21 protein-coding genes are annotated in these 23099 nt (G+C 44.4%); 6 read left to right on the forward strand and 15 right to left on the reverse strand.

Annotated elements, in window-relative coordinates; all coding sequences use genetic code 11:
- Positions 1-136 precede the first annotated feature (136 nt).
- The 3 genes from R7044_RS15045 to R7044_RS15055 all read left to right on the forward strand — a co-directional run bounded on the left by R7044_RS15045 (position 137) and on the right by R7044_RS15055 (position 3295).
- Entirely contained in the window at positions 137-2287 is a 2151-nt protein-coding gene (locus R7044_RS15045) for a serine/threonine-protein kinase (RefSeq protein WP_225455657.1), read from the forward strand.
- Positions 2288-2733: 446 nt separating this feature from the next.
- A complete protein-coding gene (locus R7044_RS15050; protein ID WP_031781126.1) occupies positions 2734-3069 on the forward strand; it encodes an Hpt domain-containing protein in 336 nt (111 codons plus the stop codon).
- A gap of 34 nt (positions 3070-3103) precedes the next feature.
- A complete protein-coding gene (locus R7044_RS15055; protein ID WP_025767706.1) occupies positions 3104-3295 on the forward strand; it encodes a hypothetical protein in 192 nt (63 codons plus the stop codon).
- Between the two features lie 70 nt (positions 3296-3365).
- Here the strand turns inward: R7044_RS15055 and R7044_RS15060 are convergent, their stop codons facing one another.
- From R7044_RS15060 to R7044_RS15075, 4 genes are all read right to left on the reverse strand, one after another.
- Positions 3366-3827: an ATP-binding protein gene (locus tag R7044_RS15060; RefSeq protein ID WP_025998580.1), complete on the reverse strand. Its 462-nt coding sequence runs from the start codon at positions 3825-3827 to the stop codon at positions 3366-3368.
- Positions 3808-5037: a PP2C family protein-serine/threonine phosphatase gene (locus R7044_RS15065; protein WP_054574313.1), complete on the reverse strand. Its 1230-nt coding sequence runs from the start codon at positions 5035-5037 to the stop codon at positions 3808-3810. Before R7044_RS15065 ends, R7044_RS15060 begins: the two co-directional genes overlap by 20 nt.
- Positions 5038-5066: 29 nt before the next feature.
- A complete protein-coding gene (locus R7044_RS15070) occupies positions 5067-5327 on the reverse strand; it encodes a hypothetical protein (RefSeq protein ID WP_017820228.1) in 261 nt (86 codons plus the stop codon).
- A 220-nt stretch (positions 5328-5547) separates the two neighbouring features.
- Positions 5548-6162: a glutathione S-transferase family protein gene (locus R7044_RS15075; RefSeq protein WP_054574314.1), complete on the reverse strand. Its 615-nt coding sequence runs from the start codon at positions 6160-6162 to the stop codon at positions 5548-5550.
- 284 nt (positions 6163-6446) lie between these two features.
- Here R7044_RS15075 and R7044_RS15080 point away from each other — a divergent pair, with 284 nt between their 5' ends.
- Both R7044_RS15080 and R7044_RS15085 read left to right on the forward strand, forming a co-directional pair.
- A complete protein-coding gene (locus R7044_RS15080; protein ID WP_005375904.1) occupies positions 6447-7022 on the forward strand; it encodes a TetR/AcrR family transcriptional regulator in 576 nt (191 codons plus the stop codon).
- 1 nt (position 7023) lies between these two features.
- Positions 7024-7428, forward strand: a complete 405-nt coding sequence (locus R7044_RS15085; protein ID WP_225455658.1) for a PPC domain-containing DNA-binding protein — start codon at positions 7024-7026, stop codon at positions 7426-7428.
- Positions 7429-7526: 98 nt separating this feature from the next.
- Here R7044_RS15085 and nirD read toward each other — a convergent pair whose 3' ends face one another.
- The 11 genes from nirD to R7044_RS15140 form a co-directional block, all read right to left on the reverse strand.
- Positions 7527-7862 (reverse strand): nitrite reductase small subunit NirD, encoded by a 336-nt coding sequence (nirD, locus tag R7044_RS15090; RefSeq protein ID WP_017820230.1) that lies wholly within the window; start codon positions 7860-7862, stop codon positions 7527-7529.
- A complete protein-coding gene (nirB, locus tag R7044_RS15095) occupies positions 7863-10382 on the reverse strand; it encodes a nitrite reductase large subunit NirB (protein WP_213874026.1) in 2520 nt (839 codons plus the stop codon). It lies immediately after the preceding gene.
- A 10-nt stretch (positions 10383-10392) separates the two neighbouring features.
- A complete protein-coding gene (locus R7044_RS15100) occupies positions 10393-11229 on the reverse strand; it encodes an ABC transporter ATP-binding protein (RefSeq protein WP_005450080.1) in 837 nt (278 codons plus the stop codon).
- Positions 11230-11240: 11 nt separating this feature from the next.
- Positions 11241-12206, reverse strand: coding sequence for an ABC transporter permease (locus R7044_RS15105; protein ID WP_225455659.1), 966 nt, complete (start codon positions 12204-12206; stop codon positions 11241-11243).
- A gap of 72 nt (positions 12207-12278) precedes the next feature.
- Entirely contained in the window at positions 12279-13643 is a 1365-nt protein-coding gene (locus R7044_RS15110; protein WP_158155223.1) for a CmpA/NrtA family ABC transporter substrate-binding protein, read from the reverse strand.
- Between the two features lie 265 nt (positions 13644-13908).
- Positions 13909-14490, reverse strand: coding sequence for an ANTAR domain-containing response regulator (locus R7044_RS15115; protein WP_054576756.1), 582 nt, complete (start codon positions 14488-14490; stop codon positions 13909-13911).
- 73 nt (positions 14491-14563) lie between these two features.
- Positions 14564-15481: a dienelactone hydrolase family protein gene (locus tag R7044_RS15120; protein WP_009704599.1), complete on the reverse strand. Its 918-nt coding sequence runs from the start codon at positions 15479-15481 to the stop codon at positions 14564-14566.
- Between the two features lie 229 nt (positions 15482-15710).
- Positions 15711-16664 (reverse strand): glycosyl transferase family protein, encoded by a 954-nt coding sequence (locus R7044_RS15125; protein WP_064376514.1) that lies wholly within the window; start codon positions 16662-16664, stop codon positions 15711-15713.
- The gene (cobA, locus tag R7044_RS15130; RefSeq protein WP_064376513.1) at positions 16661-17566 is read right to left on the reverse strand and encodes a uroporphyrinogen-III C-methyltransferase; all 906 of its coding nucleotides are present in this window, start codon (positions 17564-17566) and stop codon (positions 16661-16663) included. Before cobA ends, R7044_RS15125 begins: the two co-directional genes overlap by 4 nt.
- A 20-nt stretch (positions 17567-17586) precedes the next feature.
- Positions 17587-20250, reverse strand: a complete 2664-nt coding sequence (locus tag R7044_RS15135) for a nitrate reductase (protein ID WP_225455660.1) — start codon at positions 20248-20250, stop codon at positions 17587-17589.
- A 292-nt stretch (positions 20251-20542) separates the two neighbouring features.
- Positions 20543-20977, reverse strand: a complete 435-nt coding sequence (locus R7044_RS15140; protein ID WP_017634213.1) for a GNAT family N-acetyltransferase — start codon at positions 20975-20977, stop codon at positions 20543-20545.
- 379 nt (positions 20978-21356) lie between these two features.
- On the opposite strand from R7044_RS15140, the gene R7044_RS15145 reads away from it, so the two are divergent.
- The gene (locus R7044_RS15145; protein ID WP_205391148.1) at positions 21357-22613 is read left to right on the forward strand and encodes an aromatic amino acid transport family protein; all 1257 of its coding nucleotides are present in this window, start codon (positions 21357-21359) and stop codon (positions 22611-22613) included.
- Positions 22614-23099 lie beyond the last annotated feature (486 nt).

The following is a 23099-nucleotide window of genomic DNA, read 5'->3' on the forward strand; positions in this document are numbered from 1 at the left end:
CAAGTTCAAATTTTTGACACTTAGACTTTCATCAATAAAAAAACGAATGTTAGTTTGGCCGAGAAATTCTAACATAATGACTTTTCATTGAGCAGAAAGGTATATATTCCCCCATCATTTATACGGAGTTCTTGTGATGGAAGACAGTAATAAAAACAATTCTATAAATAACGAAGAAAGCGGAGATAAAACTAAAATTGTAAAGACTCAAAAACGAGACAATGCAATTAAATCAACCAAACTCACTAATAATGAAACCTCCGTTAAAAATAAAAATGAAACAAATACAAAACTGTCTCAAAAAGAAAACCCTCCGTTAGTTAATAAGAAAAAAAACAATAAAGATGACTCATTAAATAATAACAAAGATGTTATTAACGAAAGCTTAATAGGAACGACCGTTAAAAATCGGTATGAAATTGAGTCGGTTATTGGGCATGGTGGGCTTTGCGATGTTTACTTAGCTAAAGATAAGATTCTTGAATCTTCAGGTTCAGAAACACCCTACGTTGCGTTAAAAATATTACAGAAAGAGTTTGCTTCTCAACCAGAGACTGCACGCATGTTAATACGTGAAGCTCAACAAACTCAAAGGTTAAGCCACCCTAATATCATTAGGGTTTTTGATTTTGGTGTTGATGGCGAAATATACTTTTTAGTTATGGAGTATATTAACGGAGAAACATTAGAGAGTTTAATACAGCGTTCTAGGCCCCATGGGCTGAAGTTTAATGCAACTTTATCAATCCTAAATCAGGTACTCGATGCACTCTCATATGCTCACTCTCTTGGTGTAGTGCACGCCGACCTAAAGCCCGCTAATGTGATTTTAACGTCTGAGGGTAACGTTAAGTTGCTTGATTTTGGTGTATCTAAAACTCATCAATTAAAGCAGGATCAATATGCGGCTAAACGTAAATCCGAAAATGTTGAAACGCTTGGTTATACTCCCAACTATGCATCACTCAACCTGTTATCCGGTAAGGAACCGAACTTAAGCGACGATATGTTTGCTCTATTTTGTATTGCTTACGAGCTATTGAGTTGCAAACACCCTTACGCAAGAACTCCAGTTAATGAAGCTCTCAAAAAGAAGATCAAGGTCTCTAAACCAACTAACATGCCTGCATCTAAGTGGCCAATATTTTCAAGCGTATTTTCAACTGGCATCATTCCGAACGAGCTGACCCCTGAGCAGTTGAAACGCAAATTGAATATGCGCTATTGGCCTATCGCTAGCGGCGCGGCAGCGAGTATATTATTAGTTAGCGGCATTGTATTTGGTTATCAGCAGCAACAAGAAACCATCGCCAATTTGGAAACCGTTATTAGCAAGCAAAATGATCAAATTGCCGGACAAGAGTGGCAGCTTGATACGCCAGCAGAAAAAAGTTTGGCACTGATTGATAGTGAAAAAAGCTTACATCCAGTCGTTAAGGCTGGCTTATTACGCTTACACAAGACCTATATTCTCAGCGAGTTTGAATCTGAAATTGATCAGGTTTTGAATTCTGATGCCAACAACTACCCGAATTATGATGAAATTGAGTCCATACTTGATAAAGCAAAAACCTACTACCCTGACTCACATAAAATAGAAGTTCTTGCCTTAGATATTCAGTCAAGCAAGCACTCCACGTTACTTTCGATAGCAAGGCAAATCAACAGTCAACTTGAAAAGTCTCGGTACAGTAAAGAAGACGGCAGTAAATCCATCTATGAGCTCAAGGATGAGTTAAATCAGATTCATCAAGGTTATCCTTTCACGCCAAGTTCGTTATCTAGCGATGTTTTCGGTCAGCACCTCACTGAAGCACTCAAAAAGAAAGACGCAGCTGCACTTGTTGCTCTTATTAAGGTTGGGAACACCTTCTTTTCAAACGTAGAAGAGCATCAAGAGAACTTACAGATAAGTAATGCGATGAAAGATGCAGTGCTGGAAATGAAATTATATGAGACAGCGCTAGATTCCAACAGCCCTCTACCGTTTCCAGAAGATGCCGCTAGAATCCTGTTCCAAGAAGAGTTTGAAAACTTTTATTCTCGCCTAGAAAAGGCAAGGACGACAACTCATCTCGATAACTTGGTGAAGGATGTGGATCTGTTCTCGAAAAACTTTCCTATTGGTTTTCAGGATGTTAACGATTTAAGATTCAAAACTGCTGATAAATACTTACGCTTCTCCGATATATTGCTTAATAAGCGAAGGACTTCAAGCGCAAGACGCGCTATGAAGAAAGCCAACGAGCTTATGAAGCAAATAGAACAGGACTCTAAGCAAAGCTAGTAATACAAAAGGGACGCGAGTCCCTTTTTTGCCGTAGATTACTTGCCAATATGCAACTAGATTGCTAATTTATACTTGTACTTAATGAGGAGAGTTAGCCTTGACTGAAGGAATAGTCAAAGTTGGCGAACGTCTGGCGTCCGTATGTAACGATAGCCTTAAACTAGGACTGCAAGACACTTACCGACTCGGCGTTTTACTTGGAAACATCCCCTTTGCTACTTGTGTTAAAAACACGCGAGTTGAAGTTTTTTCATCCCTACATTTCGACCATTGCCGTTTGGATATAAGTCAAAATATCTTTAACAATGACTTTCTTTTTGTAAGTTTATCTCAAGCGACAAGCAAACTATTTCTGCTCAAATACTGGTTATGCCATTCATACCTTCGGCTAAGCCTTCATTATCCGAAACATTCCTCTACCTCAACGTTTAATAGGGGTATACATGATTAATTTTGATGTTCTCAATACATACATGGATAACGACGTAGATCTGATCGTCACTGTTTTTTCTACATACCTTGAAGATCACACGAATGATATAGAGCGTATAGATGAGCTATATGCAAGCAAATGTTGGTCAGAACTCTATCTATTAGCTCATAGTTTAAAGGGCATTTTAGAGAGTTTCGGAGAAGACACCGCGGTCATTGCGTTTCAAAGAATAGAAGAAAAAACCAGAAACGATACAGCGCCAGATAGCTCAGATATAGCTATAGTTACTAAAGAGCTAGCTGCAATTAATCAACAAATCTTCACTTACTTGAAGAATATGCAATAAAGAAATTCAAGGCTTAACTGGGGGAAATATGGCAATGAATAATAGCAATTTCAGGGAGTTGATTGAGTCTCTCAAAGACTTAACACCAACTCAAAAAAGGTACTTACTTAGCCGTACAAAGATGGCGCTAGATGATGAAAGTAATATGTTAAACATCAGTGATATTCTAACACCAGAAGAGTTGGAGGCGTTACTATCACCGGCACCAACAACGAATACAAAATAACAATGATATACAACGCAACCGTCAGATTAACGCTAGGGACCAAGTGAAGCAAATCGACTTTGCTTGGTTGTTAGTTTCTCTCCCTATTCCTTTTCACTACAACAAACGTATTGTTTTCGAAACCTTTTTCCAATGTAAACAGGTCAGATAATTGAGCGACTAACATCAGTCCGCGACCTGAGGAGGACCAACTATCGTCATCCATTAAGTTAGGTGCCTCAATCTGTTTATTTTTATGTTGGATGAACGTCTTTTCATTGATCGGCGCTCCGCAATCAGAGACTCTCAGTTCCACGAAACCGGACACTTGGTCATCCCCAACCCTACACTCCACTTCAATTGGTAGGCCTTCTATTTCACTGTAAGAATGAATATAAGCGTTATTCATGAGTTCAACGACACAAAGCTCCAATGATTGAATTGCATTTAAGGGGATTTGATGACCCATCAAAAACCGAACAACGTCTTTGCTCGCACTTCGTGAGTGAGTAAGGGAGCTCCCGTAAGTTCGTTTAAATTCGCTCTTTGACATTCTTTTCCTTAAAATCGAGCCTCTCACCATGCCATTTTACCTGTAAAAGGCTGGCATCATCATCAAACTCATCTTCGTTATGCCAAGATTGTACTTTTTTAAAGACGTCTCCCACTTGGTCTTCAACTGTCAGCGTGCAAACAGCTTTTATACTCGATGCCAATCGTTGTAGTGAAAACATCTCCTCACCCTGCCTCGCTTCAATCAAACCATCCGAATAAAGCCACAATGCATCGCCCTCATCCAGACTAATTTGGTTACCGATATATTCCATCGGCTGCATTGCACCAACGATAAAGTTATCGTCACCTATCTGTTCCATCGTTTTCGTACTCGTTCGCCAAACTAAGATCCTGGGGTGGCCAGCCGTGCAATAGCTAAGTTGCCCTGATTTTGTGTTAAGAATGGCGTAAGCCATAGTAAAGTAAAGTTGACTGTTTCTAGTTTGCTGATAACGCCGATTTAGCCGTTCAATCACAGATGCAGGCTCACTTACGCAATAGCCGTCATCTCTCAACTCCATCGTGATCGAATCAGGCCCCTGACTTTGAGATAGCGTCTGTTGAATAGAAAAAGCCATCAAAGCTGAAGAAATACCATGACCAGAAACATCAAATACATAAAACGCAACATGTCGTTCATCGAGCTCCAAATACCCCAACATATCACCACCAATCTGGGAGCATGGTTTGTAGACATAGCTAAAATTTACATTCTGAATAGTTGATTCAGCAGGGAGTAGTTGCTCCATCAGATGACTAGCAGACTGTAGGTCTTGGTGAATTGTTTGATAGGCCGCATCTAGCTCTTTATTTCTCTCAACGAGTTTGTTGTGCAGTTCTAAAGTACGAAACCCCGCACGGATTCTGGCCTGAAGTTCCTCTACAGACGTCTTCTTATCTACGAAATCATCTGCGCCAGCATCAATGCCTTTCACGATCGAACTTTGGTCATTTCTAGAAGACAGTAGAACAAAGAAAATGTAACGTTCGCTAACTTTAGATTTTAATTGGCGACACAATTCAATACCATTAATTCCAGGCATCATTAAATCACTCAGCACAAACTGAATATCAGGGCGGTGGGTTAGCACTTCGAGCGCCGCTCGTCCGTCTTCAACAGCAAGCACTTCATAGCCTTGCTTTTCCAATGCACTGCTGATGTAAAGCAGTACTGTTTTACTGTCATCGACCAAAAGAATGGGTTTCATCTTCCGCCTTAATACGGTTGCTTTACTGGCTAACGCAAAACACTAGTCACTGACTGCTCATTTCTAAAACGGCTGTAGTCTTCGGCTAATAATTGGTGTTGATATCGAGTGTAAGACAACGCTTCATTAGAAATTAGTATCTGATGCTCTTTTTCGATTAACTGACTTTGCAGCCTTTCAATCTGTTCATTCTGCTGTGTGTAATTGAGGTACAGTGCGAATAGACCAAAAACCGAAACCATTAACAGGGCGATTAGAATATTATTGATAGTTTTCACTTGAATACTCATGACCTCTCCTTGTCTATTATTAGACTTTCCATGATGAAAGAGAGCGTCTACGGACCAAGAGCTCAAGGCTCTAAAACGCAACGAAGCAAATTGAGGTTGTTTTTCCAATTATAGGCGATAGGAGAAAAAATAAGAAAAATCTGAAAAAATTTGAATATCCTGCTGAGTTAAGAATCGGTAAGGTGGTAGCAGCGAGCTATCATCCACTCGCTGCAATACATTAACTCTGAAATGCAGGTCTAGCTAAAATTTGGTTATACCATCGAGCAATGTTTGGCGACGTCGATAGCACATCAATTTCTAGGCCTTTAATTGCGAAACTGATCAAAATAAAGCCTGTTATATCGACGATAGTAAAATGGTCTACGGCGATAAAATCATTATGTTCAAGGCGCTTGTCTAAGACAGGCAGAAATTCGTAGACGCGTTGTTTTGATTCTTCGCCCCATGCTTCAACGCAACGTTCTCTGTCTCCATAAACTCCGGTCATGTTTCGAAACGCCTGAAATGCCGCATTTAGTCCTTGGAACTCCACCACACGATGCCACATTTCCACCTGAGCACGTTCAAGCTGGTTAGCACCAAACAGCGCCAGATCATTTTCAAACGCTTCATCTAGGTAGCGACAAATCGCCACGCTTTCGCAGATCGCTGTACCATCATCCAGTTCCAGTAAAGGCACTTTGCCGTTCACGCTTTTCGATTTAAACGGTTCAGATAGGTTATCGCCCTCACGAACGTTCAGCGCAATTCGCTCAACCTCGCCACCGATTTCCTTTAGAAAAATGCTAACTCGCTTACAACTTGGAGTCATTGCGGTTTCATAGAGCTTCATTTCACATCCTTTTATCTTTTTCTAACCGATTGGTTAGGATATACTGTAGCCAGTTTATAAACGATCAGTCAAGAACTTCACTATCAAAAATTTTCAAACAGTTGTGGGTCTGTTTGCTGAGCGAGATTTTTGATGCCGTTTGTGAGTTCACATGAATTTGGGGGCTGATACCCAAGAATAGATGGGTATTCATCATATTGGTTCAGTTCGAACGCTAGAGGTTCTCTGTACCATCCCTCCAAAGCAATTTAATTACCCGATAAGCAGACCCAGGCAGGTAATTTATGGCAAGAAAAGCCAACTTCGACCGAGATGAAAAGCTTCTCGTGGCTATGGATGTGTTTTGGCGCAAGGGCTTTGCGAACACGTCTATCTCGGATCTCACCGACGAGTTGAACATCAACCGCTTCAGTCTTTACAACACCTATGGTGACAAGCAACAGCTCTACTACGAAGCGCTCGATACCTACTTGAAAAAGGTCTCGCTACCGTCACTGAATGATTTGGAAAAAGACGACGCGTCTTTACCTGAGTTAGAATCGTTCCTCAAATCCTTTGCTGAGCTGCAGCGCAAACGTAACTGTGGGTGTTTTATCCAAAATGCGTTGATTGAGCACGCTGGCGAAGACGATGATGTGCTGCGTAAAGGGCATTTCTTATTTGACCATCTTATCGACATCATTGCAGATGCGCTGACCAATGCGCAAAAAGAAACCTTAGTGCCGAAAACGCTTAAACCAGAAGAGCTTGCTCGTTTTGTTCTCAACAACATGCAAGGCATGCGCGTACTTGGCAAAGCCAAACGTTATGCCGACTTGGATACGGCGCTTTCCTGCTTGCTGGTATTGATTAGGAAATAACATGTCGATTGAAGTGATAGCAGTACGTCTTACCAAGGGCATGGACTTAAAGCTGATCTTAGCGAAATTGGTCGAGCAGCATGGTATCAAAGCAGGCTCGATTGCCTCATGCGTTGGCTGTGTCTCTCACCTCAACCTTCGTTTGGCTGGTGCAGAGAGTACGCTCACCAAACAAGAGCCATTTGAAATCGTTTCGTTGATGGGAACCCTAACGCCTGAGCATCAGCACGTTCATATCTCGGTGTCTGATCGTGAAGGACGAGTTTGGGGTGGGCATTTGCTGGAAGGCACAGTGATTGATACTACCGCAGAATTGATCATCCATTCTTACTCAGAACTTGAGTTCACTAGAGCGATGGACGACTCGACTGGCTATACCGAACTACAAGTGAATCCTTCCAAATAGTAAAAAGCTCCAGAACCATACTTTGGTGTCTCTGGAGCTTTATTCGCATGTCCCTCACGCGAAGAATTCACTCATATCGAGCAAGCTAACTTCGGAGATCATTCTTCGACTAAATAACAAACCTGATTATCGTCAACCGTTACTTGCCACGTTTTTAGACAGTGCGCTTCGTCTTCTAAACACTGCCCGCTCTTTAAGCTGAAATGCTGTTTGTACAGTGGTGACGCAACACACATCTCTCCATCAATATCACCGACAATCCCTCGACTCATCACATAAGCCTTACCAATTGGGTCCCAATCTTGAACGGCGTAAACACCGCTATCTGGAATGTAGAATAGCGCAACGTGCTCGCCTTCAATCAATACAGTAGCACCGATAAACGGCATTAAGTCATCAAGCTGACACAATTTCACTTTGGTTAAAGCTGCCATTTACACCTCCTGTTTCACTGGAATACGCTGACCGCGCACACGTTGGTACGGCAAGACTTTGCTGCCCGACGTGCTGTTCAAGAAAGGACGGAAGCGTTGCAGTTTTTGAGGATTATCCAGCGTACTCTTCCACTCACATTGATAGGTATCTATGACTCGCGCCATTTGCTCATCCAATGAATCACATAGGTTGAGAGAGTCATCCAAAATCACTTGTTTAAGGTAATCTAGGCCCCCTTCCATGTTCTCCATCCACACCGACGTACGCTGCAAGCGATCTGCGGTGCTGACGTAGAACATCAATACTCGGTCGATCATGGTGATCAACTCTGATTTGGATAAGTCGGATGCAAATAAATCAGCGTGTCGTGGTCTCATGCCGCCATTACCACAAACGTATAGATTCCAGCCGTTTTCAGTAGCGATCACCCCAATATCTTTACTTTGCGCTTCTGCACACTCGCGAGTACAGCCCGATACGGCAAACTTAAGCTTATGGGGCGCTCGCAATCCTTTGTAGCGGTTCTCTAACTCAATGGCTAACCCAACCGAATCATCAACACCATAACGACACCAAGTAGAACCGACACAAGATTTCACGGTGCGGACCGATTTTCCGTAGGCGTGCCCTGTTTCAAAACCAGCATCGATTAAGGTTTGCCAGATTTCAGGAAGCTGTTCTAACTGCGCGCCAAATAAATCCACGCGCTGACCGCCAGTGATCTTGGTGTATAGATCGTATTGCTGAGCAACTTCGCCTAGCACGATGAGTTTGTCTGGTGTGATTTCACCGCCCGGAACACGAGGTACAATCGAGTAAGAGCCGTCTTTTTGCAGGTTTGCCATAAAGGCATCATTAGAATCTTGCAGAGATTGATGTTGAGGCTCCATGATGTGTTCATTCCACAAAGAAGCAAACACAGATGCTGCTGTCGGCTTACAGATATCACACCCATGCCCTTTGCCATGCAGTGCAATTAAGGTGTCGAAGTCTTTGATTTGTTCCACTTGGCAAATATGGAACATCTCTTGGCGACTGAGCTCAAAGTGCTCACAAAGGTGGTTGTTAACCTCTACCCCCATGGCTGCCAGTTGAGTATCCAATACCGACTTGACCATATTGCTACAGCCACCACAGCCAGTACCGGCTTTGGTGTTGGCTTTGAGGTCCGTCAGGTTGGTGGTGCCAGCTTGAATCTCGGCAACTAAGTCACCTTTTGTGACGTTGTGACAAGAACAGATGATGGCGCTGTCTGGCATCTCTCCGTCCAGCATTTCGGTATCAAATAGCAGGTTCGCAGCGTGGTCTGGCAGGACCGTTTTGTTCAAATAACACTGTAAGAGCGCATCGTAGTCGCTATTGTCACCGACGAGAATCGCACCTAGTAATTGGGTACCGCTCGCATCAACCACCAGCTTTTTGTAGATGCCTGCAACCGCATCTTGCAATACCATCTCCTGTGCGCCTTCGGTTTGCATTTGTGCATCGCCGATAGACGCCACATCCACCCCAAGTAGCTTGAGTTTGGTGCTCATGTCTGCACCTTTAAAACCTTCGCTTGGCATTCCAGTCAGGACATCGGCAGTGGTTCTCGCCATGGTGTAACCGGGTGCGACTAAACCAAAGATCTTCTGCTCCCAAAGAGCACATTCGCCAATCGCATAAATATTCTCATCGCTGGTTTGGCATTGGTTGTTAATCACAATACCGCCTCGCTCGCCTACTTCTAGCTCAGCCATTTTTGCCAGCTCATCTTGAGGGCGAATCCCTGCGGAAAAGACAATCACATCCACTTCGAGAGGATCTTTGTCTTTAAACACCATGCGATGCTTAGCCGTTTCGCCATCGCAGATTCGTTCCGTACCCGTTGAGGTGTGAACGGTTAGCCCTAGCGCCTCAATCTTCTCTTTTAGCACTAAGCCAGCACCATCATCTAACTGTACGGGCATCAGGCGAGGTGCAAACTCAATGACGTGAGTTTCTAGCCCCAACAGTTTGAGTGCGTTTGCCGCTTCTAAACCCAACAAGCCGCCGCCAATCACTGCGCCTGTTCTTGCACCTTCACATGCCTTTTTGATTTGTGAAAGATCATCAAGCGTGCGGTAGACAAACACGTTGTCGCGGTCTTTACCTTCAATTGGCGGCACAAATGGGTACGAGCCGGTCGCGAGCACGAGTTGGTCGTAACCCAGCACATCTTCACCATCAAGCAGAATGCGCTTTTGCTCTCTGTCGATGCCTGTTACTTGGCTGCCAAGTACGAGTTGGATGCCATGCATGTCGTACCATTCTTGGTTACTCAGCATCAAATCATCATGAGACTTACCCGCAAACAAAGAAGACAACTGTACACGGTCATACGCGATAAAACGCTCTGCACCAATCACGGTAATTCGGTGCTCCAAATGCGCGTTTTTCTGCACTAATTGCTCAACAAGGTGTTGCCCGACCATACCATTGCCTACCACAACGATGTGGCTCAATGCGTTCTTTACAGGGATCGTTAAAGGACTGTTCATCGCTGCCTCCTTATGCCGTTTGCGCTGCGGTTTTGGGTTTGTCTTCTTTCGAAGCAGGAATCTCGACTTTGGATTGCTTCTCGTAAAGGAACTTCAGCACCGCTTGTCGACACTTCTGATACTGCGCATCATCTGCCAGTGCGACACGCTCACGAGGGCGAGGTAGATTCACTTCTAACACTTCACCAATGGTTGCTGCCGGTCCGTTAGTCATCATCACGATTTTGTCAGATAGCAGCACCGCTTCATCCACGTCGTGGGTAATCATGATGACAGTGTTGTTTAGCTCGGCTTGAATCTTCATCAGTGCATCCTGTAGGTGTGCACGTGTCAACGCATCCAACGCGCCAAATGGTTCATCCATCAGCAAAACCTTTGGTTGAAGTGCCAGTGCTCTCGCGATGCCGACTCGCTGCTTCATACCGCCCGAGATTTCATCCGGCTTTTTGTGCGCGGCATGCTGCATTTGAATCAACTCCAAATAGTGATTCACTTGCTCCTGAATCCACGCTTTGCCCTTTTTGCCGGCAATTTGTTTTACTGCGAGCTCAACGTTTTGATATACGGTGAGCCAAGGCAACAATGAATGGTTTTGGAACACCACTGCGCGGTCTGGTCCCGGCCCTGCCACCTCTCGCCCATCGACGATCACGCCGCCGTCTGTTGGCATGTGTAGACCCGCAACTAAGTTCAATACCGTTGATTTACCGCAGCCAGAGTGGCCAATTAGGGATACAAACTCACCTTTATTGATTTGTAAATCGACGTTCTTAAGCGCGATGAACTCGCCATCTGGCGTTGGGAATCGCATCCCTAAACGCGTTAGATCTAATAATGCTTTTTCCATGATCTTTTCCCTTATCTCAACGCTTGTTGTTTATTCCAAGACAGCCACTTTTGAAGTTGCAACATGCCTCTATCGAGCATCAATCCAATAAAGCCGATTGTGATGACTGCAACCATAATACGACCCAATGATGCCGAGCTGCCGTTTTGGAACTCATCCCAAACAAATTTGCCTAACCCTGGGTTTTGCGCGAGCATCTCTGCCGCAATCAACACCATCCAAGCGATACCTAAAGAGAGACGTAAACCGGTGAAGATCATTGGAATGGCAGAAGGTAATACGATGGTGCGGATGTGCTGCCACCACGAAAGTTGGAGCACTTTGCTCACGTTGATTAAGTCTTTATCAACGCTCGTTACACCCACAGCGGTATTAATCAGCGTCGGCCATAAGCTACATAGCGCTACTGTGATCAGAGAGTTAATGAACGACTTAGCAAACATCGGGTCATCACTCACATAAGTGGCACTTACAACCATGGTAACGATGGGTAGCCAAGCTAAAGGTGATACGGGCTTGAGCAATTGAATGATTGGGTTGAACGCTTGATACAGCCCTTGATTAAGACCAAGCACGATGCCAAGCGGAATCGCGATAACCGTCGCCAGCAAAAAGCCCGCAGTTACGGTCACTAAGCTTGTTATAATTTGGTCGAAGAACGTCGGTTTACCTGTGTAGGGACGAATCTTCACTTCCGCGTCCGGGTTCTTGGCTAACTTCGCAGCATTACGTTTTTCCTGACGTTCGATAAACGCTTGTTCCTTTTCTCGCTCTTGCCAATGGTCATCGACAAGGTTGCTGAACTGCTGAAAAGTTTGCACAGGTCCCGGTAGCGTACCTAATGAAGTTTGCACTTCTCTCGTTGCTAAGTGCCACATTGCCAAAAAGATCAGCAAGCCAATGACGGGCAAAAGCACCAGCCGACTTCGGTTCACTACCTGCTTAGCAGGAAACAGGGAAATGACATTACTAGACATACTCACTCCTAAGAAATTTACATCCTTGTTGCCACAAGCGAATTCCCTCGCCTGTGGCGTTTATCGTTATGGTTAAACCTTGTCTTTTCCTTTAAGCCCGATAGAGAACTTCTCTAGATATTTATTTGGCTCGCGACCGTCATAAACGATGTTGTCGATAAAGTGTGTTTGTGGCACACGGAAACCATCTTCAGCACTAAAATCTGGGAAGTCTTTTTTGCTCAACACACCATCTTCAATTAGCGCTTGAGCTGCTTGTTGGTAGATATCTGGACGGTAAACCTCTTTCGCCACATCCATGTACCAATCATCGGATTTCTCGCTTGAGATTTGTCCCCAACGGCGCATTTGAGTCAGGTACCAAATCGCATCGCTGTAATACGGATACGTGGCGTTATGACGGAAGAACACGTTGAAGTCTGGCACGTCTCGTTTGTCGCCTTTCTCGTATTCAAATGTGCCGGTCATTGAGTTGGCGATAACTTCGGCATCGGCTCCGACGTACTCGCTTTTTGATAGCATCTTCACTGCTTCTTGGCGGTTGGCATTGTCGTTTTCATCCAACCAATGTGCCGCTCGAATCAAGGCTTTCACTACGCGAATGTGTGTGTTTGGATATTTCTCAGCCCAAGCTTTGGAAACACCAAATACTTTCTCTGGGTTGTTCTTCCAGATCTCGTAGTCGGTCACGACTGGCGTACCAATGCCTTTGAATACAGCTTGTTGGTTCCATGGTTCGCCTACGCAGTACCCTTTGATCGTGCCCGCTTCCATTGTGGCTGGCATTTGTGGTGGCGGTGTAACACTCAAAAGAACATCAGCATCCAGCTGGCCACTGTTATCGCCTGAGTCTGGTGCGTAAAAGCCTGGATGAATCCCCCCTGCCGCTAACCAGTATCGCAACTCATAGTTGTGCGTCGATACAGGGAACACCATCCCCATGTTGAACGGTTTGCCTTTATCCAGATAGCTGTCGACCACAGGCTTCAGTGCATCCGCTTTGATTGGGTGAACTGGCTTGCCATCTGGTTGCTTTGGAATGTATTGCTTCATCTGCTCCCAAGTATCATTGGAAACCGTGATTGCGTTGCCGTTCAAATCCATACTGAACGCGGTAATCACTTCTGCTTTTGTGCCAACACCAATCGTCGCGCCCAATGGCTGACCAGCAAGCATGTGCGCGCCCGCAAGCTCACCATCGATGACTCGGTCTAAAAGCACCTTCCAGTTTGCTTGCGCTTCTAAAGTGACGTACAAGCCTTCGTCTTCAAAAAAGCCTTTCTCATAAGCAACCGCCAGCGGTGCCATATCGGTTAACTTAATAAAACCAAACTTCAGGTCTTCAATTTCTGGTTCACCCAACTCTGCCTTTACGCTGACCGTGGTGAATACCGATAACGAAATTGCTGACACTTTCAGCATCGAACTCCATTTCATTGGTTTGCTCCCATAAAAAAAGCGCCACTACTCCGAAGAGCAGTAGCGCCGTTGCTAAGTCTACAATTACCGCCGTTGATAATTGAGATAAGCGATTCAACAATAAACCCAATTCTACTAATCCAATTACTGTGCCAACTTATTTTTCAAAGTAAATACAATAAATTAGTATATCTTGCCGTTTGTTATTCCCTGTTATTGCTTGCTGATAGTGCAACACGCACCACGTTAGAAAACGCACTATAACCCCAAAGTGGTAGAACGACTAATCAAGCACCTCCAAAGTAGTTATCAAATTCTTGGCAACTTGTGCGAGCGTTTGGCTCGATTGCATGGCCGAATTTCTAAGCGCTTTATAAGCCTGATCTTCATCAACGCTGTGCATCTTCATCAGCAGACCTTTGGCTTTTTCCACCAGCTTGCGCTCTTCAATCTTGTGGGTCAGCGATTCAATTTCCGATTGCATACTTTCGAATTTCGCTCTCACTAATGTCGCATGTTCAATCCAAGGTTGAAGTGCAAACTCACTATCATGTGGCATGAGAACATAGTCCATTTTTTCTGATAACCGATTGATATCATTGGATGATAATTGCTTTAAGACGATAAGAAGTGGTGCCGATTTTCTGCGGCAGAAATCGACGATCAAACGCAGTTCCGCGGTTGGTTGCTGCCATCCAACCACAACGCTTGCTGACGGTTCTCGTTGCATTAACGTTTCTAGTTGTGCCAATTGGCAACCCATGATGTTGTCGTAATCTTTGCTCAATAAGCCGGACAATCGAGCCTGCTCTTGGAGGCTATCGCAGCATACTATGATGGGTGTTTTTGACGTTGATTGAGTCATGCACATTCCTTGTTTATATCTCACTCACTAAGAGAGACATAACAAGGAATGTGCCAACTAAAGTAGACGCGCTTTAACTAGAGGCGAGATGTTCTTTGAAGAAGCCGAGTGTACGTTCCCAAGCGAGTGCTGCTTCTTCCGGTGCGTAGCGTGCTGTTGAGTCGTTATGGAAGCCGTGGTTGACGTTCTCATACATTAACGCTTGATACTGTGCGTCGGTTGCGATCAATTGCTGCTCATAAGCAGGCCATGTGTCGTTAACACGCTTATCGAGCCCTGCAAAGTGAATCATCAACGGTCCTTTGACTTGCTTTTGGATCTCTTGCGCCGCTGGTGTTCCATAAAAAGGCACACCTGCATCGAGCTCTTCAGGCATTACCGCTGCAAGCATATTGACAATGTATCCACCGAAGCAGAATCCAACCGCGCCCAATTTACCGTTGCCACCCTCGTATTGTTTGAGGAAGTTAGCGGCTGCAATAAAGTCTTGTTCGATCTTGGCTCTGTCCATCTCTTTCTGCATCGCGCGACCTTCATCGTCGTTCCCCGGATAGCCGCCGAGTGGATAAAGCGCGTCTGGAGCGAAAGCAATAAAGCCATCTTTTGCAAGTCGTCTTGCGACATCTTTGATATAAGGGTTCAGACCTCGATTTTCATGAATCACCAACACGGTCGGCGATTTTAAGGTCTTCTTCTGTGGCATCACCAAATAACCACGCCCTTCTCCATGCCCATTTGGAGATGGAAAGGTTTCGTAAGTTGCTTTGATGTCAGGATCGTTAAATGAAACTTGTTCTGCGAGTGCGTAATTCGGGGTTAACGCATCGACCAGTGCTGTCATGCTAAAGCCAAGCACCGCAAGGCCACCCAGCCTGTTAAGAAACTCACGGCGCGAGATTTTTCCGTGGGCGTATTCGTCGTACCAATCGAAGGCTTCTTGCGGGATCGGATGAGAAGCCTTTTCACTAGGAGTGGTATGCTTTAGAACCATTATCCATGTCCTCTGTGTCTTACCATATGGGATTTTCTCATTCTCAAACGCGAAGCTAAAAACGAACGCGATTGAGGCTAAAACTGCGGTTTCACCACTTTGATACGGAGCAAGGTGGTGAAACACATCATTGGCGAGCTAGGATCTTTTACCTTCTTCAAACAATAGATAATGGATTCAGATTCAACAACTTTGCGTCGTTGGTTTTACATTAATTGACAATAGTGCGTTATTGTTGGCCACAATAGGCTTGCCAGTAAGAGAAGGCACGTTCGAATGCTTTTTCTCTGTCGTGCATTTGTGCAAATAGCACCACTGTCATGGTGGCAAGAACCGTATTCGCCATTTGATTCATGTCGTCTTCTGACGTCCCAAATGGGCAATTCGCAGGCATTGGCACCTCAGACAGCATTTGCTCCGTCCAGTAGTGCGATGTCACGCCGCTTGTTTGGCTTAACCATACGGTTTGACTTACTTTCGGGTTGTATTCTGACTCACCCGACTGTCCTTTGAATGACACAACGGCATGAGCGGTTTGACCAATCTCGTATTCGACTTCAGCATGAAGTTGTTGGAATCCAGGATGGAAGCTACCACGAATACCAACCGTCGCCTGCCCCGGATTCAATGCACGAACCACGGTATTAATCGGCGTTCTAAGCCCATAACGATTCTTCCAACCGATCATGGTTTCTGCTTGGGGTGCAAACGAACTTAGCGGTAGATACACAATGTTTTGTGTTTCTAAGACACGCTTTGCGTCTTCTGCTGATTCCGCTTTCTTGATAGCAAATTTGTCGAGGTAACCTTCGGCATGCAAACGACCAGATTGACGGTCATGATAGCCGTGCATCAGCACTTTGTGGCCATTATCGGCAAGGATCTTCGCTGCCAACAGATGCCAAGGCTGACCTGCCGCTTCACGTTTGCCCGCATAACATGGCCAATCAATATCTGCACCAATAGCTGGCATGCGGGATTGGAATGCTTTCACAAAGCCAGCGATTTCTTGTTGAGTCTCGTTCTGTACGCGGATCAGCATCAATAACATCGCCATCTGATCATCATCGCACTCGCCGTTTAGGTATTCATCCATAACTCGAAACGCTTGGTCAAAGTTTAGTGGTTTTCTACCACGTTCGCCACGACCGACTGTTCTAATACATTCCAAAATGCTGCTCATATTCCCTCGTATTCCGTCACTGACTGTACGGTTTCTATTAGTTGTTCGCGCAGTTTGACAACTTCTCCCATCACAATCAATGCTGGGCTCACGCCTTTAAGTGTAATTGATAAATCATTGAGCTGATTGAGTTGGGTAACATGAACTTGTTGTTGAGGGCTGCAACCATGAGTAATGATCGCGACAGGGAAATCTTCTCTCAAACCAGAGCCTATTAAACCCGTTTGTATTTGCGATGACTTTTCTAACCCCATATAGAAGACTAACGTTTGTCCGCTTTGCATCAGTTGGCTCCACGCCTCAAATGCACCTGTTACCACTTGCCCCGTCACAAAGGTAACGCTGCGAGCTACGCCACGATGAGTCAGCGGAATCAAGCTGTTTGCTGCACATCCAATCGCAGCAGTAATTCCGGGGATGACTTCGTAAGCGATTGAGTGTTTGACGAGCACTAATGCTTCTTCGCCTCCACGGCCAAATACGAAAGGATCTCCCCCTTTTAAGCGCACAACTCGCTTTCCTTGCTGAGCGAGCGACACCATCAAATCACAGATTTCTTCCTGACCTATACTAGGTTGTCCGCATCGTTTGCCCACGTAAATCCAATCGGCTTGTGGCGAAGCCAACTCCAAAATATCTTTGTTAACCAAACGGTCGTACAGCAGAACCTCTGCCGACATAATCGCTTTCACAGCCTTCACGGTTAACAAGTCTGGATCGTGCGGCCCTGCTCCGACAATCGAGACAAAACCTTTGTGGTTCGCATCCAGGTCTAGTGAATGGTCTTCTAAAAGTTGGTTCAGTTTGCTTGCTTGATCATGCTTAGAAAAGCGAGACGAGCGTTCTTGTTTCTGACTCACTTGTCCTTTCTTAAACCAAGACTTTTGATAAGGCGCTTCCATGTGCTTATCCTCTTTATGACTTACTTTATTTGAATAGCCAAACTTTGTTGGTTCGCTTGCAGTTTGCCCTTTTGATGCTGATGGCTGTCGACCATTTGTTTGATTTGAGAAACGCACGAGCCACAGTTAGTGCCGCATTTGAGTTTGTTTTGAAGTTGAGTCAGTGACGTGCAGTCTTGTTTCTCCATCGCGTCATGTATTTGTTTATCAGTAACACGGAAACAACTACAAACCAGTTTGACGCTGCTTTGCGATTGAGTGATGGTAAGCAGTTGCGATAGCGCCATCGGTTTGCCAATCAAGCCGGTAAAGTTGGTGTAGTCGGTTTGAATCGGTTCACTAGACACCACCAAAACAGAGCGAATGATACGAACGTCTCCAACAAGGTCGTAATCCACCGCGAGCCAACCTTGGGCAATATCTATCGTAATTCTGCGGCTCTTTTCCGTTCGACAAAAACTCTGCTTCTTTGGTCGCTTATCATGTGCAAAGCGCCAAATACCCAAATGGCTTTCTGCTTGAAATGCGCTGTAGAGAAATTTACCGGAATCAAACTGTGTACCGATGAACATACCGTAGTTTTTTACCGCCGTATCTTGCACTTCAACATAAGATGACTTAAACGCAGGCTGCCCAGAAATAGGGTCTTTTGCGCTGTTTACTATCGCGTTAACACTGCTTTCGCCGCCATATCGCCCCGCCCAGTGCATTGACATAAACAGCTCCTGAAAACCCAAACCTTCATCAATGGCAACTTTGGCATATATACCGGTGTTTGAAGTAGGCTGAAACAGCTTGGTGAGTTGTCCTGCTTTTAAGCGATTTTGAGTGGCAGAGAGTGTATTCATGTACACGGTTGGTTCTAACTCAGAGGCGGCAAGGTGTGCGATATGCCCTGTGCGCGTCATGGTATGCCATTGGTCGCGTTGCCTACCCGTATTGAGCCACCAGCCTTTTGTTCTCTCTAAACGTGTTGGAGATTCACTGGTCACGACAAAACGCGCTTTTCCATCTTGGTGCGAATAGATTCCATCAGCAAAAGGACGCTCTCCTCCCCATTGTGTCGGCACCCACTCTTCGTATTCTTGCTCGGTTAAGTTGGCGTGTTGAGACAGGTCGAGCTTCAATGGCGAATCTGCATTCATGCCTGTCATCGCGGCATATTCTCTGAATACCGCCCGCTCAGAAGTAAACGCAAAGCCATTTTGTGTCTTTTCCAATGCACACAGAGCTTGTCCAACTTGGCTTATCGCCCACCAATCTGATTTTGCTTCACCCGGAGGCATTTGAAACTGACGCTGCCTTGAAAGCCGACGCTCAGAGTTGGTCACCATGCCTTGTTTCTCCCCCCAGCCAGCAGCGGGTAGCAACAGGTCTGCGTAATGCGCGACATCCGAATCCGCTGTGATATCGGAAACAATCACAAACGGACAAATCTCTAGTGCACGTTTTACCAATTGGTTATCTGGCAAAGAGACAACCGGATTGGTTGCCATGATCCACAGAACTTTAATCTCACCACGCTCTACCGCCTCAAACAGCTCAACGGCTTTTAAACCGGGCTGAGTGGCAATCTCTGGTGAATCCCAAAACGCCTGTACTTGCTTGATAGACTCTGCGTCAAAAGCACGATGAACCGCTAATTGGTTTGCCAAACCACCCACTTCTCGGCCCCCCATCGCATTCGGCTGACCTGTAATAGAAAATGGCCCGCAACCTGACTTGGCAATTTTACCTGTCGCCAAGTGTGCATTAATAATGGCATTGCCTTTATCGACACCATTTTCGGCTTGGTTAACCCCTTGGCAAAACAACGTGATTGCGGTTGGGCTTTGCGCAAACCATTGGAAGAATGTCGTGAGTTTTTCTTCTGAAATCCCAATGGAAGACGTCAAATTAGTGACATCGTAACGCAAGTCAGAAACCTCTTCTGTAAGTGCATCAAACCCGTCGGTATAGGAGTTTATGTATTGAGAATCAATGTATTGCTGCTCGATAAGAAACTTGAGCAGCCCATTGAAGAGTGACACATCACCATCGTTTTTAGTCGGTAGATGCAAATCCGCTTGCTGCGCGGTGACCGTTTCACGCGGGTCAATGACCACCAGCTTGAGGTTAGGATTGTTTTCTCTCGCTTGTTGAATACGTCGGAATAAAACAGGATGCGTCCAAGCGGTATTAGCACCGCAAATTATCAATAGCTCAGTCTTATCAATATCGTCGTAATTGACGGGAACGACATCTTCACCAAATGCTCGTACATGAGCCGCAACCGCCGAAGACATACACAAACGGGAGTTAGTATCGATGTTTGCGCTGCCAACATAGCCTTTCATGAGTTTGTTGGCGACGTAATAGTCTTCCGTCAACAACTGACCAGAAACATACATAGCGACGGAATCAGGTCCAAACTCCGCTTTCGCTTGATGAATCTTTTCTGCAATTAGATCCGTGGCTTGTTGCCATTGTACTTCTTGCCCTTGAGGTCGCTGCTTGGTAACAAGCTTTGGATACAACAAGCGCGAAGGCATATTCAAACTCTCTGCCAACGCGACACCCTTTACGCACAGTGACCCCGCATTTGCAGGATGGCACGCATCCCCAACGATTCCTTTCGCATTGACCTCGACACCACATCCAACACCACAATAGGGACAAGTGGTTTTTTTGCATCCTTGCGACATAACACCTCCAGTGCGATTCAGCCCAACTTACTAGCAAAAAAAAGCCTCTCCCGAATCGAGAGAGGCAGCAATGCCTTTAACGCTGTTAGTACATTTTCAAAAAGTAATACCCTATACCGCTCTCGCCTGCTATTGAGAGCGGCGCATCGAGTTATCGATGAACATTTATGTAAAGCAAGTGAGGTGCCAAGATTAAAAACCTTTACTATACAACGGGTTAGCTTAAAACCAATTATAGCAACGTAATGCTACGCACTGATTGTGTGCAAATTTCGGTCATTATCGTGCAGTATTACTTTACTAATTCCATGACTAACCTGGATTCTTCGTCACCAAAATAATGCGCTTCTTCTTCTAACGTTTTAAAGCCAAGGGAGAGGTATAAAGACAATGCAGGTTGGTTCTTAGGATCGACAGTCAATTTCACGCTTGAGCCTAACGTCAACGACGCAATAACGTTTTCTAGGAGGGAACGCGCAATACCTTTACCTCTATGTTGAATATCGACGGCCAATGACATGATCCAATATTGATGTGCATTTGTGCTAGTCGTTAGCAATATATACCCTGCGACCTGCTCTCCCTCTTTTGCTACCAGTAAACTCTCTCCCCAACAATCAAAAGCTTGCCGAAAGAAAAATTGAGGATAGGCGTGTTCTCCAAATAAAGTATTTTCGAGCTTATATATGGCAAATAAGTCCTCTTTTTGCGCAGACAAAATGTCCATTCAATGACTCCTTCTTTAACATGAATGGCAGCAGTATACCTAAATCTCATCTAAATGACGGGACACAAACATCTCAATTAAGTGCTTAAGAAATGTAATATTCTTCCTGAAAATTAGGCCTAACTCACTTAGAACATACATCCGTGATTAAGTTTTAACCGCAAAATCAAAAACCACACAATATTAAAATTTCAACACATACAACCATTAAATACATTAAAATTAAGAACTTTATTCTGGTTTATTGAAAAATTCATAGTTGGATAATTTACAACCACCCCAAATCCACAGCATTATTCACCAAGCTTCGCATGTGATAATAAACACTAAAACCTTTACCATTTTCAGCATTATTATTTTTATAAAAGCGAGTTTTAAAGTGAAAGAATCTCGAAATGCCTTAAATCCTAGTGAAATAAACACAACCACAGCTTGGTCAAAACATGATACACATTGGGTTCTTAGCCTATTTGGAACGGCCGTTGGCGCAGGCATCCTGTTTCTGCCAATTAACCTTGGGATTGGTGGTTTTTGGCCTTTAGTCGCGATGGCAGTACTTGCTTTTCCAATGACCTATCTTGCGCACCGTGGCTTAGCTCGTTTTGTACTATCTTCTAAGATCAAAAACGCAGACTTCACTGATGTAGTGGAAGAGCACTTCGGCGCAAAAGCAGGCCGTTCTATTTCACTGCTGTATTTTCTTTCGATCTTCCCGATCCTGTTGATATATGGGGTTGGAATAACAAACACAGTAGATAGCTTCATGGTAAATCAGGCTGATATGGCTTCTTTACCTAGACCTTTGCTTTCTGGCGTACTAGTGTTTGCACTAATTGCTATTATGATGGCGGGTGAAAAAGTAATGCTACGGGCCTTTGCCATTATGGTGTTTCCACTTGTTGCCATTCTTGCCTTTCTATCATTTTACTTAATACCGAACTGGACCATGCCTGTCATGGATGTGCCAGAAACGTCAGCTTTTGCTAGCACTATGTGGTTAGCAGTTCCTGTAGTGATTTTTTCGTTTAGTCACGCAGCTGCAATTTCAAGCTTTGCAAATGTACAACGTCGCCATTACGGTAAGCAGGCAGATGCTAAATCCGAAGTTATTCTTCGTCGCACTAGCATCATGCTGATTGCCTTTGTTCTTATTTTTGTATTTTCCTGTGTGCTAACACTGTCACCTGAACAATTGGCTCAAGCAAAAGAACAAAACGTATCCGTATTGTCTTACTTAGCGAACGCAACCGATAATCCATTTATTGCAACACTTGGTCCTTTAGTAGCGTTTGTTGCTATCACTTCATCTTTCCTTGGGCATTTTTTAGGTGCGCGTGAAAGCTTAAATGGTTTAATTAACAAGCATTTTAACCTATCTGAGAAGCGTGTTGATCGTATCAGCGTGGCAGCACTGTTCTTCTCAATCTGGGCGGCGGCGATCATGAACCCAAGTATTCTTGGTATGATGGAAGCATTGTCAGGGCCTGTTATTGCAATGATCTTATTTATTATGCCAATGTTAGCGGTGTATAAAATCGAGGCGATGAAACAATATCGAGGAAATGTCTCTACTTACTTTGTTCTAGCAGCAGGCATTGTGGCGGTAAGTGCATTGATTTTTAGCTTCTTCAGCTAATAACTAAAGACTAGCTTGGATTTTCAGGGGAATACCTTACACAAGGTTAAGGTGATTCCCTGAATTTTCTTACTCTTTAAAAGGTAATCATCGTTACCCTTGACTCTTAAATAAGAGCGAAAACACCCGCAATCATAAGTACTGAAGCGATGCAGGTACGGCCGATAATGCCGAAGTGCGAAGGTTGAATCATTTCATTATGCATAGTTAATCTCCTATTTATTATAAAAGCCATTTTTTATTGGCTTAATAACACTATGTCTAATATCCAGTTTTTTAACAACCCATACAAACATTAAATATTTATGACAGAAACGTAATTTTTTACACTTCACTCTGATTTCGAGCGATGAATCCGCGGCTTAAATCATTAGATTGAGTCCACCGAATATGCTCACTTACCTTCCATCGTTACCCTACCTATGCCATCTTCCAATCATTACATAAGTTTTCAATAGATTTTGTTTTTATAAATCATAATATTAT

Source organism: Vibrio sp. 1402 (assembly GCF_033340275.1).